This window comes from Streptomyces endophytica (genome assembly GCF_026153355.1).
Classification (GTDB): domain Bacteria; phylum Actinomycetota; class Actinomycetes; order Streptomycetales; family Streptomycetaceae; genus Streptomyces; species Streptomyces endophytica.
Genome location: NZ_CP110636.1, coordinates 3,312,975 through 3,331,187, shown reverse-complemented (window position 1 = coordinate 3,331,187; position 18,213 = coordinate 3,312,975). Strand labels below are relative to the sequence as shown.

The 18,213-nt window shown below is 72.6% G+C and carries 12 protein-coding genes and 3 pseudogenes; 6 read left to right on the top strand and 9 right to left on the bottom strand.

What is annotated here, in order from left to right:
* Positions 1–38 precede the first annotated feature (38 nt).
* From OJ254_RS14875 to OJ254_RS14845, 8 genes and pseudogenes are all read right to left on the bottom strand, one after another.
* A pseudogene (locus OJ254_RS14875) lies at positions 39–856 on the bottom strand (LysR substrate-binding domain-containing protein).
* Between the two features lie 63 nt (positions 857–919).
* Positions 920–1,054: pseudogene (locus OJ254_RS31620) on the bottom strand (LysR family transcriptional regulator); the annotation flags it as partial.
* A 17-nt stretch (positions 1,055–1,071) separates the two neighbouring features.
* Positions 1,072–1,992, bottom strand: coding sequence for a DMT family transporter (locus OJ254_RS14870; protein ID WP_265362718.1), 921 nt, complete (start codon positions 1,990–1,992; stop codon positions 1,072–1,074).
* A 143-nt stretch (positions 1,993–2,135) separates the two neighbouring features.
* Positions 2,136–3,110: an acyl-ACP desaturase gene (locus OJ254_RS14865; protein ID WP_265362717.1), complete on the bottom strand. Its 975-nt coding sequence runs from the start codon at positions 3,108–3,110 to the stop codon at positions 2,136–2,138.
* A 258-nt stretch (positions 3,111–3,368) separates the two neighbouring features.
* A complete protein-coding gene (locus tag OJ254_RS14860) occupies positions 3,369–3,614 on the bottom strand; it encodes a hypothetical protein (RefSeq protein WP_265362716.1) in 246 nt (81 codons plus the stop codon).
* A 104-nt stretch (positions 3,615–3,718) separates the two neighbouring features.
* Entirely contained in the window at positions 3,719–5,380 is a 1,662-nt protein-coding gene (locus OJ254_RS14855; RefSeq protein ID WP_265362715.1) for an alpha-L-fucosidase, read from the bottom strand.
* 144 nt (positions 5,381–5,524) lie between these two features.
* Positions 5,525–7,629: pseudogene (gene malQ, locus OJ254_RS14850) on the bottom strand (4-alpha-glucanotransferase).
* 6 nt (positions 7,630–7,635) lie between these two features.
* Positions 7,636–7,905 carry a hypothetical protein gene (locus OJ254_RS14845; RefSeq protein WP_261951448.1) on the bottom strand — a complete coding sequence of 90 codons (270 nt, stop codon included), beginning with the start codon at positions 7,903–7,905 and terminating at the stop codon, positions 7,636–7,638.
* 491 nt (positions 7,906–8,396) lie between these two features.
* Here OJ254_RS14845 and OJ254_RS14840 point away from each other — a divergent pair, with 491 nt between their 5' ends.
* Positions 8,397–11,357: a glycoside hydrolase family 84 protein gene (locus tag OJ254_RS14840; RefSeq protein ID WP_265362714.1), complete on the top strand. Its 2,961-nt coding sequence runs from the start codon at positions 8,397–8,399 to the stop codon at positions 11,355–11,357.
* 127 nt (positions 11,358–11,484) lie between these two features.
* On the opposite strand, the gene OJ254_RS14835 is transcribed toward OJ254_RS14840, so the two are convergent.
* Positions 11,485–12,021: an HNH endonuclease gene (locus OJ254_RS14835; protein ID WP_261951446.1), complete on the bottom strand. Its 537-nt coding sequence runs from the start codon at positions 12,019–12,021 to the stop codon at positions 11,485–11,487.
* Between the two features lie 288 nt (positions 12,022–12,309).
* On the opposite strand from OJ254_RS14835, the gene OJ254_RS14830 reads away from it, so the two are divergent.
* The 5 genes from OJ254_RS14830 to OJ254_RS14810 all read left to right on the top strand — a co-directional run bounded on the left by OJ254_RS14830 (position 12,310) and on the right by OJ254_RS14810 (position 18,206).
* A complete protein-coding gene (locus OJ254_RS14830) occupies positions 12,310–13,401 on the top strand; it encodes a mechanosensitive ion channel family protein (RefSeq protein WP_265362713.1) in 1,092 nt (363 codons plus the stop codon).
* 303 nt (positions 13,402–13,704) lie between these two features.
* Positions 13,705–14,844: an ROK family transcriptional regulator gene (locus OJ254_RS14825; protein WP_265362712.1), complete on the top strand. Its 1,140-nt coding sequence runs from the start codon at positions 13,705–13,707 to the stop codon at positions 14,842–14,844.
* A 74-nt stretch (positions 14,845–14,918) separates the two neighbouring features.
* Positions 14,919–16,259: an ABC transporter substrate-binding protein gene (locus tag OJ254_RS14820; RefSeq protein ID WP_265362711.1), complete on the top strand. Its 1,341-nt coding sequence runs from the start codon at positions 14,919–14,921 to the stop codon at positions 16,257–16,259.
* 69 nt (positions 16,260–16,328) lie between these two features.
* Positions 16,329–17,294, top strand: coding sequence for a carbohydrate ABC transporter permease (locus tag OJ254_RS14815; RefSeq protein ID WP_265362710.1), 966 nt, complete (start codon positions 16,329–16,331; stop codon positions 17,292–17,294).
* A 3-nt stretch (positions 17,295–17,297) separates the two neighbouring features.
* Positions 17,298–18,206, top strand: a complete 909-nt coding sequence (locus OJ254_RS14810; RefSeq protein WP_265362709.1) for a carbohydrate ABC transporter permease — start codon at positions 17,298–17,300, stop codon at positions 18,204–18,206.
* Positions 18,207–18,213: the final 7 nt, after the last annotated feature.

Here is an 18,213-nt window from a genome sequence, read left to right as displayed (position 1 = left end):
CACCCCACAGGTCCATCGAAAGTTTTTGAGGAATGTATTCAGCTGGGCTGAATGGTCTGGGTGTGCCAGCCGGGACCGCCGGCACCGGCGTCGCCCGGCTCCTGGTCGACCGCCGCCTGGCGCAGCGCGGCCAGCACCCGGGCCAGCCCCGGCGCCCCTTCGGAGCCGCGCCGGACGGCCGCGACGACATGGCGGCGCGGCTGGTCGCCGGAGAGCACCCGCAGCGCCACCCCGGAGCCGGGTCCGCCGCGCCCTTCCCCTCCACCGGGGCCGCCCCGCTCCAGGGCGCCGATGCCGCCCGCCATCGCCATCCGGGGCACCAGTGCGACGCCCATCCCGGCCGCGACCATCGCCCAGATCGCGTTCCAGTCGGCCGCGGCATGCGCCCGCTCGGCACGAACCCGGCGTTCTCGCAGGCGGTGGTGGTGATCTGGGACCAGGGCCCGCTGCTGCCGAAGATCCACGGCTCGTCCGCCAGGTCGGCGAGGCGCAGCCCGGGCTCGCCGGCCAGCGGATGCCCGGCCGGCAGCGCCACGTCCAGCGGATCGGCGAGCAGCGCGACCCGGCTGAACTTGGGGTCGCGCGGGGTGGGTGCGTGCGCCGCCAGCGAGAGCGCCAGATCGACGCTGCCCTCCGCCAGCAGCTCGTACGCGGCCTCCGCCTCCGCTTCCCGTACGACGACCGACAGCCCCGGGTGCGTACGGCGCAGCTCCTGGACGGCAGGGACCACCAGCGCGGGGATGGCCGTGGAGAACGCCCCGACCCGCACCTGGCCGGCGTCGCCCTGGAGGTAGCCGAGCAACTCCGCGTCGGCGCGCTCCAGTTGGGCGAAGACCGCCTCGGCGTGCCGCAGCACCAGCTGGGCGGCGCCGGTCAGCCGCACCCGCCGGCCGTGCGCCTCCAGGAGCGTCACCCCGAGCGCCTTGGCCAGTCCGGTCAGCTGCTGGGAGACCGCCGACGGCGTCATGTGCAGCGCCTCGGCGGTCGCGGTGACCGTGCCCTGCTCCTGGAGGGTGCGCAGGATCCGCAGCTTCTTGATGTCCCAGTCGGCCATGCCGGCAGCGTACGCAGTCAGCGGCGGCCGCCGGCACCGAGCGCGACGCCCGCGACGATCAGGACCATGCAGAGCAGTTGCACCGGCGTCACGGCCTCACCCAGAACGGCGAACGACAACAGCGCGACGCAGACCGGCTGGAGGTAGTAGACGACCCCGGCCCGCGCGGCGCCTATCAGGGCGATGGCCTTGTTCCAGGTGAAGTAGGCGACGGCGGAGGAGAAGACGCCTATGTAGAGGAGCGGTCCGACGGTCCGCGCGGTGGGCGCGAAGCCGCCCTCCGCCGCGAGGCTGACGCCGTACGCGGGCAGCAGCATCGCGGCGCCGAGCGCGAACGTCATGAAGAGGAACGACACACCGCCGATCCCCTCGGGGCGGCGGCGCAGCAGGACGCTGTAGCCGGCGAAGGTGGCTGTCGCGGCGAGCATCCACAGGTCGCCGCCGGCGAAGTCGAGACCGAGGACGGCGGCCGGCGAGCCCTTGCCGACCAGCGTCACCACGCCGGCCAGCGCGAGCGCCATCCCGGCGGTCCGCCGCCCGCCGAGCCGCTCCCCGCCGCGCGCGAACAGGGCGATCAGCACCGGCGAGGCGGCCGCGATCATGGCCATGTTGGTGGCCGAGGTGGAGCGTCCGGCTTGGTAGATGAGGGTGTTGAAGAGGGTGACGCCGAGCAGCGCGGCGAGCGTCAGGAAGCCGAGGTGGCGGCGGATGACCGGCCACTCGCGGCGGACCCGCCCGACGGCGAACGGCGCGACCGCGAGCAGCGCGATGGTCCACCGCCAGAACGCGGTCTGGACGGGCGGGACGGTGTCGTGCAGGGCACGGGCGATGACGAAGTTGCCGGACCAGACGACGGTCGCCGTCAGGGCGAGCGCCAGCCCGGCGCCCTGCGCGGACAGCGGCGTACGACGGGCGCGGACCTCTTCCAGGACTGCCACGGTTTCCTCTCCTCGGGGGTGGTGGAGTCCCACCGTGACAGCCCCAGAACCATCAGGTCCATCGAATATTTTCCATCATTTCTTGCAGAAAATCTGAAAGGTCGCGCTCCGTCGCTTCCAGCCCCGCCCCTCGACCGCCCGGCTCAGCGGCGGGCCTCGCGGCGGGCGCGGATGGCCGCCTGCCGCTCCTCGAACTTGCGGGCCTGGTCGTCCAGGCCGTTCATGAAGAGCCCCAGCTCCTCCTGGGCAGCCAGGCCGGCCGGGCCCAGGCCGCTGATCTCCAGCACCTTCAGGTAGCGCAGGACGGGCTGCAGCACGTCGTCGTGGTGGATCCGGAGGTTGTAGATCCCGCCGAGGGCCATCCGGGCCGCGGCCCGCTCGAAGCCGGGGATGCCGTGGCCGGGCATCCGGAAGCCGGTGACCACGTCCCGCACCGCGCACATGGTCTGGTCGGGGGCCATCTCGAAGGCCGCCCCGAGCAGGTTCCGGTAGAAGAGCATGTGCAGGTTCTCGTCGGCGGCGATCCGGGCCAGCATCCGGTCGCAGACCGGGTCACCGGAGTGGTGGCCGGTGTTGCGGTGCGAGATCCGGGTGGCCAGCTCCTGGAAGGCGACGTAGGCCACCGAGTGCAGCATGCTGTGCGAGTTGTCGGACTCGAAGCCCTCCGACATGTGGGCCATGCGGAACCGCTCCAGCTCGTCCGGGTCGACGGCCCGGCTGGTGAGCAGGTAGTCACGCATCACGATGCCGTGCCGGCCCTCCTCGGCGGTCCAGCGGTGCACCCAGGTGCCCCAGGCGCCGTCGCGCCCGAAGAGCGTGGCGATCTCGTGGTGGTAGCTGGGGAGGTTGTCCTCGGTGAGGAGGTTGACCACCAGGGCGATCCGGCCGATGTCGCTGACCTTGGACTGCTCGGGCGCCCACTCCTCGCCGTCCTCCAGCACCCCGGGGAAGTTCCGGCCGTCGCTCCAGGGGACGTACTGGTGGGGCATCCACTCCTTGGCGACCTTCAGGTGCCGGTTGAGCTCCTTCTCGACGACCTCTTCGAGGGCGTAGAGCAGCTTGGCGTCGCTCCACGCGGCCTGGCCGAGCTCTCCGTTGTGGGCGGGGGCGATGGTCACGGGGAACTCCTGGGGACGATGAGCTACGGGACCGTAGGTTGAACCTACGGCTGCGTAGGTTACGTCATCGTAGGTGTGCTCCGGTTAAGTGATCCGCTCGCGCAAATCGGCTGAAAATCGCGCGATAGCCGTTTCGCAACCCGTTTTTCACCTGCGGAAATAGCCGGGTACGACAAAGGGCGCCGCTCGGTTGTTGTAACCGAGCGGCGCCCTGGGAAGGTCGCCTGGGCCCGTGCGGGCCCGGGGTACGGCCGGGGCTCAGCCCTGGGACTTCGCCTTGCGGGACTTGTCGGTCAGAATGACCAGCCCGGCGATGATGAGGAAGATCACGATGGGGGCAACGACATAAAGGCCGAGCGTCTGGGCGACGTTCAGGCCGGGACCCGGGTCGTCACCATCGTCGCGGGTGAGCGCAAACGCGGGGGACGACATCAGCAGCATCAGCGCGGTGCCGGCGGTGACGGTTCCGGCGCGCAGGGCATTCTTCTTGACCTTGTTGCTCACGAACATCAACGTATCGGACGCCTCGCCGCCCCGCGCGCCCGGGGTGGGCATCGGCGGACCGGCCCTCCGGGCGGCCGCGGACCGGACGGCCGGGGACCGGCCGATCAGCCCGCCGGGCCCCGGCTGCGGTGCACGGTGACCGGCGCCAGACGCGTCCGCCCGCGGGCCTCCTCGACCACGACCCGGACAGCGTCCGCGGTCACCGGCGCCGGGAGCGTCAGGATCCGGCGGTGCCCGATCGTGGTGCCGTGCGCGACCGCGGTCCAGTGCCCGCCGGTCCTTGCCTGCACGGTGAACCGCTCGACCCGCTGGCCGTACCGGACGTCCTCGGCGAGCCCGATCCGGTCGAAGGTCCACGGCCCGGGCCCGGCCGTGAGCAGGTCCCGTCCGTAGGTGTCGCGCACGGCGGCCCCGAAGGCGGTGAGCGAGGCGACGTCCCCGTCGGCGATCCGGCCGTCCCGGGCGGGCGGCACATTCAGCAGCAGCGAGGCGTTGCGGCCCACGCTCCGCTCGTACAGGTCCATCAGCTGCGCCGGCGTCTTCGGGCGCTCACCGGGGTGGTGGAACCAGCCGGGCCGGATCGAGACGTCCGCCTCGGCCGGGTACCACTGGAGGTACCTGGTGGTGGGCGCGAGCAGCTTCGCGCGGGAGCCGATGTCGGGGTCGGTGGAGTCGTTCGGCAGCCCGCCGAGGACGGTCCAGGGGTCCTGGACGTGCGGGGTGACGCTCCACTCCGTCTCGCGCGCGACGCCGTTCTCGTTGCCGACCCAGCGCACGCCCTGCGGCCCCTGGAAGACCACGGTGCCCGGGGAGAGCGCGTGGATCATCCGGAACCACTGCGCGAGGTGGTACGGCTCGGTGATCCCCGAGCCGGACCACGGGTTCGCGCCGTCCAGCCACAGCTCGTCGACCGGCCCGTACTGGGTGAACAGCTCGTAGACCTGGTTGAGGTAGTAGGCGTCGTAGTCGTCGGCCAGGACGTGGAAGGTGGGGAGCCTGCCGCTGCGGACGGCGGCGGTGCGGTCGTCGCCGGGGACCAGGGTGGGGATCGTCCGGGCGGTGACCGCGCTGCCGTTGCCGAAGCGGCCCAGGCCGCGCGGTGCGTGGTCGCCGTCCTCCAGGGCGATCCGCTCGGGCAGCGTGAGCTCCTTGCCCTCCTGCTGCTTCTTGCGGATCTCCGCGACCCACCGGGCGTGCCAGGCGTGCGGGAGCTCGGCCCCGTCGGAGGGCGAGAGGTAGAGCCCGACCTTGAGGCCGGCCCGGCGGGCGGCCCGCACATAGGCGCCGACGACATCGGGGCGGCCGGGGCTTGCCGCGACGGAGTGCGGCGTGTAGCGGCTCGGGTAGAGCACGAAGCCGTCGTGGTGCTTGGCGGTGAGCATCACCTGCTCGGCACCGGCCGCCTTGTAGGCGCGCATCCACTGGTCGACGTCGAGCCGGGCGGGCGCGAACAGCTTCTCGTCCTCGGCGCCCGAGCCCCATTCCCGGCCCGTGAAGGTGTTCATGCCGAAGTGCGTGAAGGCGGTGATCTCCCGCCGCTGCCAGGCGAGTTGGCCCGTGGTGGGGATGATGTGGGCGGCCTTGCCGATGATCCGGGCGGGGGTGTCGCAGGGCTCGACCGCCATCTGGGAGGCGGGGTGGACGGGGCGGTCGCACGGGCCGGCGGCGGGCGGCGGCTGGGCCAGGGAGCGGGGGGCGGGCAGGAGCGCGGCGGCCGCGGTCAGTGCGAGCGCGCAGAGCGCCCGCCGGGTGCTGCGAAGTGCCATGGTTCCCTCCAACTCGCCGACCACGCAGGGGCAATGGTCGGATGTCTGGGTGGTGTCCACGGCATGGTGCCGGACGGTACGACGGACCGGAAGGGCCCCCGCGGCCACGGCAGCGACGGCGGCGAAGGCCCGGCGGAAACCCGACTACCGCCGGCCGTCGGCCAGTTCGCGCAGCAAGGCGTGCAGACGCGGTGAGGCGGCCAGCTCCTCCAGGGTCTGCGGCCGCCCGTCTGCACCGGCCACCGGAAGCCGCCAGTTCGGGTATTCCTCCCATGTTCCCGGGAGGTTCTGCGGACGCCGGTCGCCCACCGCGTCCGGCAGCCAGACCCCGACCAGCCGTGCCGGGGTGCGCAGCAGGAAGCGGTGCACGGCCTTGATGACCGCCTCCTCGTCGCCGGCTCCCTCGGGCAGCAGGCCGCGACGGGTCAACTCGCCGAACCAGTCGGCCAGTTCGCGCTTCGCGCGGGACCGTTCGCGCTCCGGGGACCCGGCGAGCAGTCCGAGCCGTTCGCGCAGGGCGAGGTCGTCGCCGGTCAGCCGGGCCGCGGTGGTGGGCAGGTCGTGGGTGGTGACGGTGGCGAGGCAGTCGCCGCGCCACTCGTCGGGGCCAGGATGCGGGCCTCGCCGCCGGTCGCCGGGTCCACACCGGCGTAGTCCCGCTCGAACCACAGCACCGAGGTGCCGAGGACGCCCCGCGCGGCGAGCGCCTCGCGCACGCTCGGTTCGACGGTGCCCAGGTCCTCGCCGATCACCGCGGCGCCGGCCCGGTGCGCCTCCAGGGCGAGCACCGAGAGCATCGCCTCCCCGTCGTAGCGCACGTAGGCGCCCTCGGTCGGCGGCCGGCCCTCGGGGACCCACCACAGCCGGAACAGGCCCATGACGTGGTCGATGCGCAGGGCGCCGGCGTGCCGCAGCAGTCCGCGCAGCAGCTGGCGGTAGGGGGCGTAGCCGGTGGCGGCCAGTGCGTCCGGGCGCCACGGGGGCAGGCCCCAGTCCTGGCCGCGGGCGTTGAAGGCGTCCGGCGGCGCCCCGATGGACATGCCGGCGGCGAACGCGTCCTGCTGGGCCCAGGTGTCGGCGCCGGAGGGGTGCACGCCGACGGCGAGGTCGTGCACCAGCCCGACGGACATCCCGGCTTCCTTGGCGGCCCGTTGGGCGGCGGCGAGCTGCTGGTCGGTGAACCAGGCGAGCCGGCAGTGGAAGTCGATCCGGTCCATCAGCCGCGGCCGCAGGCGGGCGGTGGCGGCGGACCGGGGGTCGCGCAGCCCGGCCGGCCAGGTCCGCCAGTCGGGGCCGTGCCGCTCGGCGAGGGCGTACCAGGTGGCGTGGTCCTCCAGCGGCTGGCCCCCTTCGGCCAGGAAGTCGCAGTACGCGGCCCGCCGGCCCGGTGAGAGCGGGACCGCGCAGAGCAGCTCCAGGGCCTCGCGCTTGAGCTCCCAGACCGCGTCCCGGTCGATCAGTGCGCCCCGCTCCAGCACGTCGTCCCGCAGCGCGTGGGCCCGCGCGGCCAGTTCGTCGGCGCGTAACCGGGCGGCGCCGGCCAGCTGGGCGTACTCCGGGATCTGCTCGATGCGCAGGTGGACCGGGTCGGGGAAGCGGCGCGAGGAGGGGCGGTAGGGCGAGGGGTCGGTGGGCGGGCCGGGGACGGCCGCGTGCAGCGGGTTGAGCTGGACGAATCCGCTGCCCAGGGCGCGCCCGGACCAGGCGGCCAGGTCGGCGAGGTCACCGAGGTCGCCCATGCCCCAGGAGTGCCGGGACAGCAGGGAGTAGAGCTGCACCAGGAAGCCGTGACTGCGGGCGGGTGGGGCGGGCACCCGGTCGGGGGCGACGATCAGCCGGGCGCGGGCGGTGCGGCCGTCGGGCGCCACGGCGTGCAGCGTGTGCAGGCCCAGCGGCAGCCGGGCGAGCGCCGGTCCGGCGCCCTCGTGCGGCCCGTCGTGCGGATGCCGCGGTACGTCGTGGGACTGCCCGTCCTCGGCCTCCACCCGCAGGGCGGTGCCTTCGGGGAGGCCGGTGAGGTCGGGCGGCCGGCCCGGGCGGGCGACGACGGCAGGGGGGAGCAGGGCGCGGGCCGCGGCGTCCTCGTACGCGGCGAGCGCGGTGCGTACGGCGTGCGGGGTCGAGGCGTCGACCCCCAGTGCGGCGAGCACGGCGACGACGGTGTCGTCGGTGATCTGGACGCTTCTGCCCGGTGCGGGTTCGTACGACGTGGCGATGCCGTGCAACCGGGCGAGCCGCGCGCGGCCCATGGGTCGTCAGACCTCCATGGACTCCGTCCCCAGGCCGGCGGCTGTCGGCTCGCTGGTCAGCGGCAGCTCGGCGGCGATCGGGACCTCGCTGGTCAGGGGCGCGGCGTCGGCGAGCGGCGGCTCGCTGGTGAGGGGCGGCTCGGCGAAGCTGTAGGAGCCGGAGCCGTCGAGGCCGGAATCGGGGTCGGAGACCCCGTCGAAGAGGTCACGCTCCACGGTCGCACCTCCCGGTTTGGAGGACAGGGCGTCGAGGAGCAGCTGAGCGGATGCGGCCACGAGGGCCTCCCGTTCATCGGTAGTGGGACACGTGGGCCCTACCCAGTCGGCACGATCGCAGACGCAATCACCCGCGAAACGTGACTCACGTCACAGTATGCCGTACGCAGGCGATTTCCCCGCGCGCGCCGCCGCGGTACGCGAAGAACGCGGTGGGAGCGGGCCCGCACAGGAAGTTCTGCGGGTCGGCGGACCCGGCGGATCCGTCCCGTGGCAGCGGCCGTAACCGGCGCAAAGCCTCCCGTCCGGCACCCCCGCCATCGCCCGGTTGACACCCTCACCGCCACAATGGTGGGCTCACGGCCGAAGGTCTGTCCGAACGGACCTCGGGCGGGCAGACCAGCGGAAATTTCTGGGGACATACGGGGGGCCGGCGCGAGCCGGCGAGCAGCGGACGCGGACGAGGAGCAGCCGTGCGAGGCCGGGGCGTGTGGGGCGTCGGAAGAATCGGTAGGAACGGCAGGGGGAGCGGCGCGGGCACCCGGGCACGGGTGGCGGGGACCACCGCACTGGCCGCCGCGGTCATCGGTGGCCTGCTCGGCGGGGTGCCCAGCGCCCAGGCGGCACCGGCCGACCCGGCCGTCGGGAGTCCCGACCAGCCGGACCGGCCGGCCGGGGCGGGGCAGCTGCCCGCCGTCTGGCCGCGGCCGCAGTCGCTGCACGAGCTCGGCGACCCGGTCCCGCTCGGCGACGCGGCCGTCGTGGTGGCCGCCCCCGGTACCGACAGCTACGCACTGGACGTGGTGCGGGGTCTGCTGCGGGACGCCGGGGTGCGCACGGTGCACCAGGTGGCGCCCGGCGAGCGGCTGCCCGCGTCCGGGCCGGTGATCCGCATCGGCGGCGCACCGGCCGAGGACGCCCTGCGGGCCCTGCGCGCACCGGCCCGCGGCGACCTCCCCGCCGGCGGCTACCGCCTCGCCGTGGGCCAGGTCGACGGCCGCGACACGGTGGCCCTGGACGGCGTCGGCCCGGACGGCCTCTTCCACGCCGCGCAGACCCTCCGGCAGCTCGTCACGGACGGTCCGGACAGCGGTCGGCAGCTGGCCTCCGTGATCGTCCGGGACTGGCCCGGCACGGCCGTGCGCGGCACCACCGAGGGCTTCTACGGGCAGCCGTGGAGCCAGGCGCAGCGCCTGGCCCAGCTGGACTTCATGGGCCGCACCAAGCAGAACCGCTATCTGTACGCGCCCGGCGACGACCCGTACCGCCAGGCCCGCTGGCGCGACCCGTACCCGGCCGAGGAGCGCGCCGCGTTCCGGACGCTGGCCGAGCGGGCCCGCGCCAACCACGTCACGCTCGGCTGGGCCCTCGCCCCCGGCCAGGCGCTGTGCTTCTCCTCACAGGAGGACCTGCGGGCGCTGCGCCGCAAGGTGGACGCGATGTGGGCGCTGGGCGTGCGCTCCTTCCAGCTGCAGTTCCAGGACGTCGCCTACGACGAATGGCACTGCTCCGCCGACGAGGACGCCTTCGGCACCGGGCCGCAGGCCGCCGCCCGGGCCCAGGCCAAGGTTGCCAACGCACTCGCCGACCACCTCCACGAACGGCACCCGGACGCCGCACCGCTGTCGCTGATGCCGACCGAGTACTACCAGGACGGCTCGACGGCGTACCGCGACGCGCTCGCCGAGGCGCTCGGCGGCCGGGTCGAGGTGGCCTGGACCGGCGTCGGCGTGGTCCCGCGGACCATCACCGGCGGGGAGCTGGTCACGGCCCGCCAGGCATTCGGCCACCCCCTGGTGACCATGGACAACTACCCGGTCAACGACTACGCCCAGGACCGGATCTTCCTCGGCCCGTACCGGGGCCGCGAACCGGCGGTGGCCACCGGGTCGGCGGCGCTGCTCGCCAACGCGATGGAGCAGCCGCTGGCGTCCCGCATCCCGCTGTTCACCGCCGCCGACTACGCGTGGAACCCGCGCGCCTACCGTCCGGCGGAATCCTGGGACGCGGCCATCGACGACCTGGCGGGCGGCGCCCCGCGGGGCCGGGCGGCGCTGCGCGCCCTGGCCGGGAACGCCGCGTCCTCGCTGCTGAACACAAGCGAGTCCGGCTATCTGCGGCCGCTGATCGACCGCTTCTGGGAGACCCGCGAGGCCGCGGTCAACACCGGCCGGCCCGGCAGGGACGCGGACTACGCCAAGGCGGCCAAGGCGCTGCGGGCCGCCTTCCACACCATGAGCACCGCACCCGACGACCTCCGTTCCGACCTGGCCGACGAAATCCGGCCGTGGGCCGCGCAGTTGGCCCGTTACGGCCGGGCCGGCGAGCAGGCCGTGGACACGCTCGTGGCGCAGGCCGGGGACGACGGGGACGCCGCCTGGTCGGCGCAGCGGGAGGTGCAGCGGCTGCGCAAGGAGATCGCGCACAGCCCGGCGACCGTCGGCAAGGGGGTGCTCGCCCCGTTCCTGGACCGGGCGATGACCGAGGCCGACGCCTGGACCGGCGCCCGGCGCGACACCCCGCGTCCCAACGAGGGCGCCGACCCGACCGCGCTGACCGTGCCGTTCGGCCGGGTCCGCCCGCTGGCCGCGGTCACCGCGCTGACCGACGCCGGCCCGTCCGCGGGCGCCGTCTCCCTGGAGGCGCACGTCCCCGGCGAGGGCTGGCGCCGCCTCGGCCGGCTGTCCGCGACCGGCTGGACGGAGTCCGCGACCCCCCGGCTGCGCGCCGACGCGATCCGGCTGACCTGGGCGAACGGCGCCGAGGCACCGTCCGTCCACGCCCTGACCCCGTGGTTCGCGGACACTCCGGCGGCCGGTCTGGAACTCTCCCGCACGGAGTCGGACGCGCAGACCGGTGGCAGCGCCCGGGTGGACGCCCGGATCTTCTCCCGGCGCCCCGAGGACGTCCGCGGCAAGCTGACCGTCAAGGCTCCCAAGGGCTTCACCGTGCACGCGCCCGAGGAGGTCACCGCGCCGCGCGGCGGCACCGCGACGGTCCCGCTCACCGTCGACGTCCCCGAGGACACGGCCTCCGGCACGTACCGGATCCCGGTGGAGTTCGACGGCGCCGAGCAGACCCTGACCGTCCGCGCCTACCCGCGCACCGGCGGCAAGGACCTGGCGCGCGGCACGGTCGCCACGTCCTCCGGTGACGAGACGCCCGACTTCCCGGCGTCCGCCGCCACCGACGGCGATCCCACGACCCGCTGGTCCTCCCCCGCCGAGGACGGCGCCTGGTTGCAGTTCGCGCTGGCCCACCCGACCCGCCTGGGCCGGCTCGTCCTCCACTGGCAGGACGCCTACGCCGCCCGCTACCGCATCCAGGTCTCACCGGACGGCCGCAGCTGGCGCACGGCGGCGACCGTACGGGACGGCAAGGGCGGCCGGGAGTCGATCAGGATGGACGCGAAGGACGCCCGCTTCGTCCGCATCCAGGGCGACAAGCGGGCGACCCGGTTCGGCTACTCGCTGTGGTCGGTGGAGGCTTACGCGGTCGAAGACCGCAGATGACTGTCGAAGACCGCAGATGACTGCCGAAGACCGCAGCTCACTGTCGTCGAAGACCGCAGTTCACCACTGGTCGTGCCCGGGCCGGCGGAACTCGGTTCCGCCCGCCCAGACACGACGAAGGCCCGGTCTATGCCGACACGGCATCGATCCGGGCCAAGGCGTCGTCCGCGCCGTACGGCTGCAAATAAGGCAGCCAGCGCGGATCACGATGCCCCGTGCCGATGATCCGCCACGCCAGCCCTGACGGCGGGGCGGGTTGGTGGCGCAGCCGCCAGCCGATCTCGGCTACGTGGCGGTCCGCCTTGACATGGTTGCAGCGCCGGCAGGCGGCGACGACGTTCTCCCAGGTGTGCTGACCTCCGCGGCTGCGCGGGATGACGTGGTCGACGCTGGTTGCGACGCCACCGCAGTACATACAGCGACCGCCGTCACGCGCGAAGAGCGCCCGGCGGGTCAGTGGCACGGGGCCACGAAAGGGCACCCGCACGAACCGCTTCAGGCGGACCACACTGGGGGCCGGAATGACACGGGTCGCGCTGTGCATCAGGGCGCCGGACTCCTCGAGGCTGATGGCCTTCTCATTGAGGACGAGGATGAGCGCGCGGCGGAGCGGTACGACGCCGAGCGGCTCGTACGACGCATTGAGGACCAGGACATGCGGCACGGGTGCCTCCTTGTACGCCGGCGGCGCGTGGCTCGCGCCGGGACGATCTCTCCACAGTGTCCCCCGGTGCCTGGTCGGAGCGCCACCATGACCGGGTAACGGCCCGGAGGTGTTTTCCACCACACCCCCGCCGGTCCCGCCGGATACGGCTCATTACGGCCTTCCGCGGACGTGACCGGTCGAACACGGGCGCGGGCCACCCAGGTTGCCCCGTTAGTGTGGTTGGCCAGCCCGGTCGCCGGCCCCCACAACGGCCCGGGTCTGCTGTCCCACACGGAAGGTTCGACTGTGTTCTGGTCCGCTTCGACGGTTGCCGCCGCGCACCTGCGCGCCGCCCCCGCCGGCTCCACCGGCTCGCCCTCGCTCGACGACGCCACGGAGAAGGCCACCAACGCCGCCGGCTGGGTGCAGGAGAACTGGGGGACGTGGCTCACGTCCGGCCTGCAGATCCTGCTCATCATCGTGATCGCGGTCGTGCTGCGGCATGTGATACGCCGCACGATCACCAAGCTCATCGAGCGGATGAACCGCACCGCGGCCGCCGCCCAGGGCACCGCGCTGGGCGGGCTGCTGGTCAACGCCGAGCGTCGCCGGCAGCGGTCCGAGGCGATCGGCTCGGTCCTGCGCAGCGTCGCCTCTTTCGTGATCATGGGCACGGCCGCGCTGACGGTCCTGTCGGTGCTGCAGATCAACCTGGCGCCGCTGCTCGCGAGCGCGGGCGTGGCGGGCGTCGCGATCGGTTTCGGCGCCCGCAACCTGGTCACGGACTTCCTCTCCGGCGTCTTCATGATCCTTGAGGACCAGTACGGCGTCGGCGACGAGATCGACGCGGGGGTGGCCACCGGTACGGTCATCGAGGTCGGCCTGCGGGTGACGAAGCTGCGCGGCCCGAACGGCGCGATCTGGTACATCCGCAACGGCGAGGTGAAGCGGATCGGCAACCTCAGCCAGGGCTGGTCCACGGCCGCCGTGGACGTCGTCCTCGCCGCCGACCAGGACCTCCAGCGGGCCCGGGACACGATCACCGCGGCCGGTGCGGAGATGTCGAAGTCCGAGCCGTGGAACGAGCAGCTGTGGGAGCCGGTGGAGGTCCTCGGCCTCAGCGAGGTGCACCTCGACACGGTCACCCTCTCGGTCGCCGCCAAGACCATGCCGGGCAAGGCCGCGGGCGTGGAACGCGAACTGCGCTGGCGCATCAAGCGGGCCCTGGACGCCGCCGGTGTCCACCTCGCCCCGCGCCCGGCCCCCGACGAGAAGGAAGAGCTCCCCGCCGCGGATCCCACCGCCACCATCGCCGCCCCCTCGGCGCTCAACAACCCGACCTCGCCCCAGGCCGAGGCCACGGAGCCGCTGGCGGCGGCGCCGAAGTCGGCGAAGTAGGCCGCTCCCCGCGCATTCCGGGAGGGGCGTACCGCTGTTGCGCGGTGCGCCCCTCCCTTGCGTTCACGCCGGTCGCCGCACGCGCGCCCGCCGCGTGCGGGCTCCGCGCCGGCCGCGTTCGGCCAACTCACGCCGCCGCACCCATTGACGCCGCCCGGCGGGCCGCCTACCTTCCTGTTCATCGATTGGAAGGTTTCCTAACAGATGGGTGGCCGGGCCGGCCACCCGGTGAACGGGGTGACGGTCTTGGCCGGTGGGCAGCAGCCACAGGGAACGCCCGGAACACCACGGGTGTTGCGCGCCATGAACGACCGGGCGGCGCTCGACCTGCTGGTGTCGCAGGGCCCGCTGACCCGTACGCAGATCGGCGAGCTGACCGGGCTGTCGAAGCCCACCGCCTCGCAGCTGCTGGCCCGGCTGGAGGCCGCCGGACTGGTGCGCACGACCGGCAACGTGACCGGGCGGCCGGGCCCCAACGCGCAGCTCTACGAGGTCGATCCGGCGGCCGCGCAGGTGGCCGCGCTGGCCGTGGACCAGCTGGGGATCACCGCCGCGGTCGCCGACATCACCGGGCGGGTCCTCGGCGAGGAGCGGGTCGGCACCGACGCCGTCGGCGCGGACGTACCGAACCGCACCGCACGGCTCGTCGCCGAGGCCGTCGACGGGGCGCTGGCCAAGGCCGGACTGGGCCGCGAGCAGCTGCACGGGACGGTGATCGGCACGCCCGGCGCCCTGGACCCGGGGACCGGCCGGCTGCGCTACGCCCCGCACCTGCCGGGCTGGCACTCGCGCGCGCTGAAGGAAGAGCTCGCCGAGGTGCTGGGCACGCCGATCACCATCGAGAACGACGTGAACCTGGCGGCGGTCGCCGAGCAACACGACGGTGCGGCACAGGACTTCGACGACTTCGTACTGGTCTGGGCCGACGAGGGCGTGGGCGCCGCCATCGTGCTCGGCGGCCGGCTGCTGCGGGGGGCCACCGGCGGCGCGGGCGAGATCGGCTACATGCCGCTGCCGGGCGCGCCGCTGTCCCGGGGCGGCGACCGCAGCGCCGCACGACCGGACGCCGGCGGCGGCTTCCAGAGGCTGGTCGGCTCCCCCAGCGTCATCGAGCTGGCCCATGCGTACGGGGCGCCCGAGGTCCGCACCGTCGACGAGGCGCTGGCCAGGGACGACGTACGGGAGGAGGTCGCGCGGCGGCTGGCCACCGGGCTGGCGGCCGTGGTGGCCGTGGTCGACCCGCGGCTGGTGGTGCTCTCCGGGGAGGTCCCGCAGGCCGGCGGGGAGGCGCTGCGCGCCCTGGTCGAGGAGGAATTCACCGGACTCGCCCTGCCCCGCCCGGAATTGCGGCTCAGCGACATCGACGGCAATCCGATTCTCATCGGCGCGCTGCGCACGGCGCTCGCGGAGGCCCGCGACGCGGTGTTCGACACGACGGGCTGAGCCGCCCGGCCGAACGTTCCGCAGGAAGTCTCCCGCCGTGCAGGAAGTCCTTCTCGCCGCAAAGGAAGTCCGCCATGCCGCTTTCCCGTCTGCGCAACCGGCTTTCCGTGGCGCTGGCCGGTGCCGGGCTGCTCCTGGCCGGCTGTGCCCATCCGAGCGTCGGCAGTGACCGTGACGACCCGACCGAGCCGGTCACCCTCACCTTCTGGCACGGCTGGTCGACGCCGGGCGAGATGAAGGCCATCAACGATTCGGTCACCCGGTTCGAGAAACGGCACCGCAACATCACGGTGAAGGTCGTCCCGAACGTCACCGACGAGACGATGAACCAGGCCCTGCGGGCCGGCGGGGACGACGCACCGGACGTGGTCTCGTCCTTCACCACCAACAATGTCGGGCAGTACTGCTCGTCGGGGATGTGGGCGGACCTCGACCCGTTCCTCGAAAAAACGGGAGTGGTGAAGGAGAAGGTCTTCCCGAAAACCCTGCTGGACTACACGAGTTACCGGGGCGAGCAGTGCGCGCTGCCGCTGCTCGCCGATTCCTACGGGCTCTACTACAACAAGGACGCCTTCAAGGAAGCGGGCATCACCCGGCCCCCGCGGACCATGTCCGAACTGAAACGGGACGCCGTCGCCCTCACCCGGCGCACCGAGGACGGCTCCTACCGGCGGGTGGGATTCATGCCCGACTTCCGTCTCTACCAGAACAGTCCGGACCGGCTGTTCGCGCAGTGGGAACCCCGCTACTTCGACGCCCACGGGAAATCCCGGCTGGCGAAGGACCCGTCGACCCGGCAGTTCCTCACCTTCCAGCGGGACCTGATCGAGGCCCAGGGCGGCTACGGACCGCTGGAGAAATTCCGCACCACCTTCGGCGACGAGATGTCCTCGCAGAACGCCTTCCTGACACAGAAGGTGGCCATGCACATGGACGGTGAATGGCGCGGACTGATGCTGCGGCAGGCCAAGGCCCCGTTCGGCTGGGACACCGCGCCGATGCCGGTGCCCGACGACCGGGCCGACACCTACGGCAAGGGATATCTGACCGGCACCGTCATCGGTATCGCGCACAGCAGCACCCACCAGAACGCGGCCTGGGAACTGGTGAAATTCCTGACCACGGACACCGATCAGGTGGTCCGGTTCGCCAATGCCATCCACAACGTGCCGTCCACGAAAGCGGCCCTGAAATCCCCGGAGCTGGACGCCGACCCGACGTTCCGCACCTTCCTGCGCATCGCACAGAACCCGCGCAGCGTCGCGCTCCCGCCGTCCGCCAACGGCGGACAGTACGTCACCGCCCTGCAGGACTTCTCCTACGACGTCGAGGCCGGAAAGGTCCCCGATATCGGCAAGGGCCTGCGCGCACTCGACGCCCAGATCGACGCCGACACCCTCCAGTCCGAGAACTGACGGCCGCACCCCTCCGGTCCCCGCAATAACGACCGGGAACGACGGCCGGTGAACCGACGGAGAACCGCCATGGCAACCACGACCACCGCCCCCGCACCGGCGCCCGCACTCCGGCGCAAACGCGCCCGCGAACGGCTGCGCGTCCTCGGCTTCCTCTCCCCGTGGCTGGTCGGATTCTCGGTGTTCTTCGGCTATCCGCTGCTCGCCACCGGCTATTTCTCCGTCATGCACTACAACCAGATCGAACCGCCCGAATTCGTGGGCCTGCGGAACTGGAAATACGTCCTTACACAGATGCCGCTGTTCGGCCCGGCCCTGTGGAACACGCTGTGGCTGGTCGTCGTGATGGTCGCCCTGCGGGTGGTGTTCGGCCTGGGCATCGGCCTGCTCGTCACCAAGCTCAAAACCGGCGTCGGATTCTTCCGAACCGCCTTCTACCTGCCGTATCTGGCGCCGCCGGTGGCCGCCACCGTCGCCTTCGTCTTCCTCCTCAACCCCGGCACCGGACCGGTCAACGAGATCCTCGGCACGCTCGGGATCCCCGCACCGTCCTGGTTCAACGACCCCACCTGGGCCAAACCCTCACTGGTGATGCTGTCGCTGTGGGGCATCGGCGACCTGATGGTGATCTTCATGGCGGCGCTGCTGGACGTGCCGAAGGAGCAGTACGAGGCCGCCGAACTGGACGGCGCGGGCGCCTGGGGGAGGTTCCGGTACGTCACCTGGCCGTCGATCACCCCGATCGTGCTGTTCGCGGTGGTCACCGGCGTCGTCCAGACCATGCAGTACTACACCCAGGCGCTGGTGGCCGGAAAGCTCGCCTCCGGCGTCTCCATCGGGCCCGGCAGCGTCATCCAGCCCGGCTACCCGGACCACTCCACCCTCACCGTCCCGCAGCTCGTCTACTCGCTCGGCTTCCAGAACTTCAACACCGGCGCGGCGTGCGTGCTCTCCCTCGTGCTCTTCGTCATCGCCATGGCCGTCACCACCCTGCTGATGCGCAAGCGCGCCGGCCTGCTCCCGGCGGAGGACTGACCGATGACCACCACGACCCTCGACGCCCCCACCGCGCCGGCCCGCACCGGCCGCCCCGGAGACGGCGCCGCCCGCGCCCGCGCCCGCCGCACCCGGCTGCTGCACTGGATCGCGGTGCACACCGTCGCCGTCGCCGCCGCCCTGTTCTTCGTGCTCCCCTTCGTCTTCGTCTTCCTGACGTCCGTGATGAGCGACGGCCAGGCCATGAGCGGCGAGCTCTGGCCGACCACCTGGCACTGGTCCAACTACGTGACGGTCTTCGAGACCCCCGGATTCCTGGACTGGTGGAAGAACTCCCTGATGTACGCGGGCCTGGGCACCCTCTTCACCGTGTGCTCGGCCGTCCCCGTCGCCTACGCGCTCGCCAAGTTCCGCTTCCGCGGCCGCCGTACCGCGCTCGTCCTCGTCCTCTCCACCATGATGCTGCCGCCACAGGTCGTCGTGATCCCGATGTACCTGGTGTGGGCCCAGCAGTTCCACCTGGCCGGCTCGCTGTGGCCGCTGATCATCCCGATGGCGTTCGGCGACGCGTACTCCATCTTCCTGCTGCGGCAGTTCCTGCTGACCATCCCGCAGGAGTACCTGGAATCGGCGAAGGTCGACGGCTGCGGCGAACTGCGCACCCTGCTGAGGATCGTCGTGCCGATGGCCAGACCGGGCATCGCCGCCATCGCCCTCTTCCAATTCTTCTTCTGCTGGAACGACTACTTCGGCCCGCAGATCTACGCCGCGCAGAACCCCGCCGCCTGGACGCTCTCCTACGGACTGGAGTCCTTCAAGAGCGCCCACAGCGTCAACTGGAACCTCACCATGGCCGCGACGCTGCTGGTCATGGCACCCGTGATCATCGTTTTCTTCTTCGCGCAGAAGGCCTTCGTCGAAGGCGTCACCCTCACCGGAGTAAAGGGCTGAGAACGGA

Coding starts and splice junctions, on each gene's coding strand:
- OJ254_RS14855 (WP_265362715.1), bottom strand. CDS start 5,380: ATGGCACTTCGCAGCACCCGGCGGGCGCTCTGCGCGCTCGCACTGACC.
- OJ254_RS14825 (WP_265362712.1), top strand. CDS start 13,705: ATGAACGACCGGGCGGCGCTCGACCTGCTGGTGTCGCAGGGCCCGCTG.
- OJ254_RS14820 (WP_265362711.1), top strand. CDS start 14,919: ATGCCGCTTTCCCGTCTGCGCAACCGGCTTTCCGTGGCGCTGGCCGGT.
- OJ254_RS14815 (WP_265362710.1), top strand. CDS start 16,329: ATGGCAACCACGACCACCGCCCCCGCACCGGCGCCCGCACTCCGGCGC.
- OJ254_RS14810 (WP_265362709.1), top strand. CDS start 17,298: ATGACCACCACGACCCTCGACGCCCCCACCGCGCCGGCCCGCACCGGC.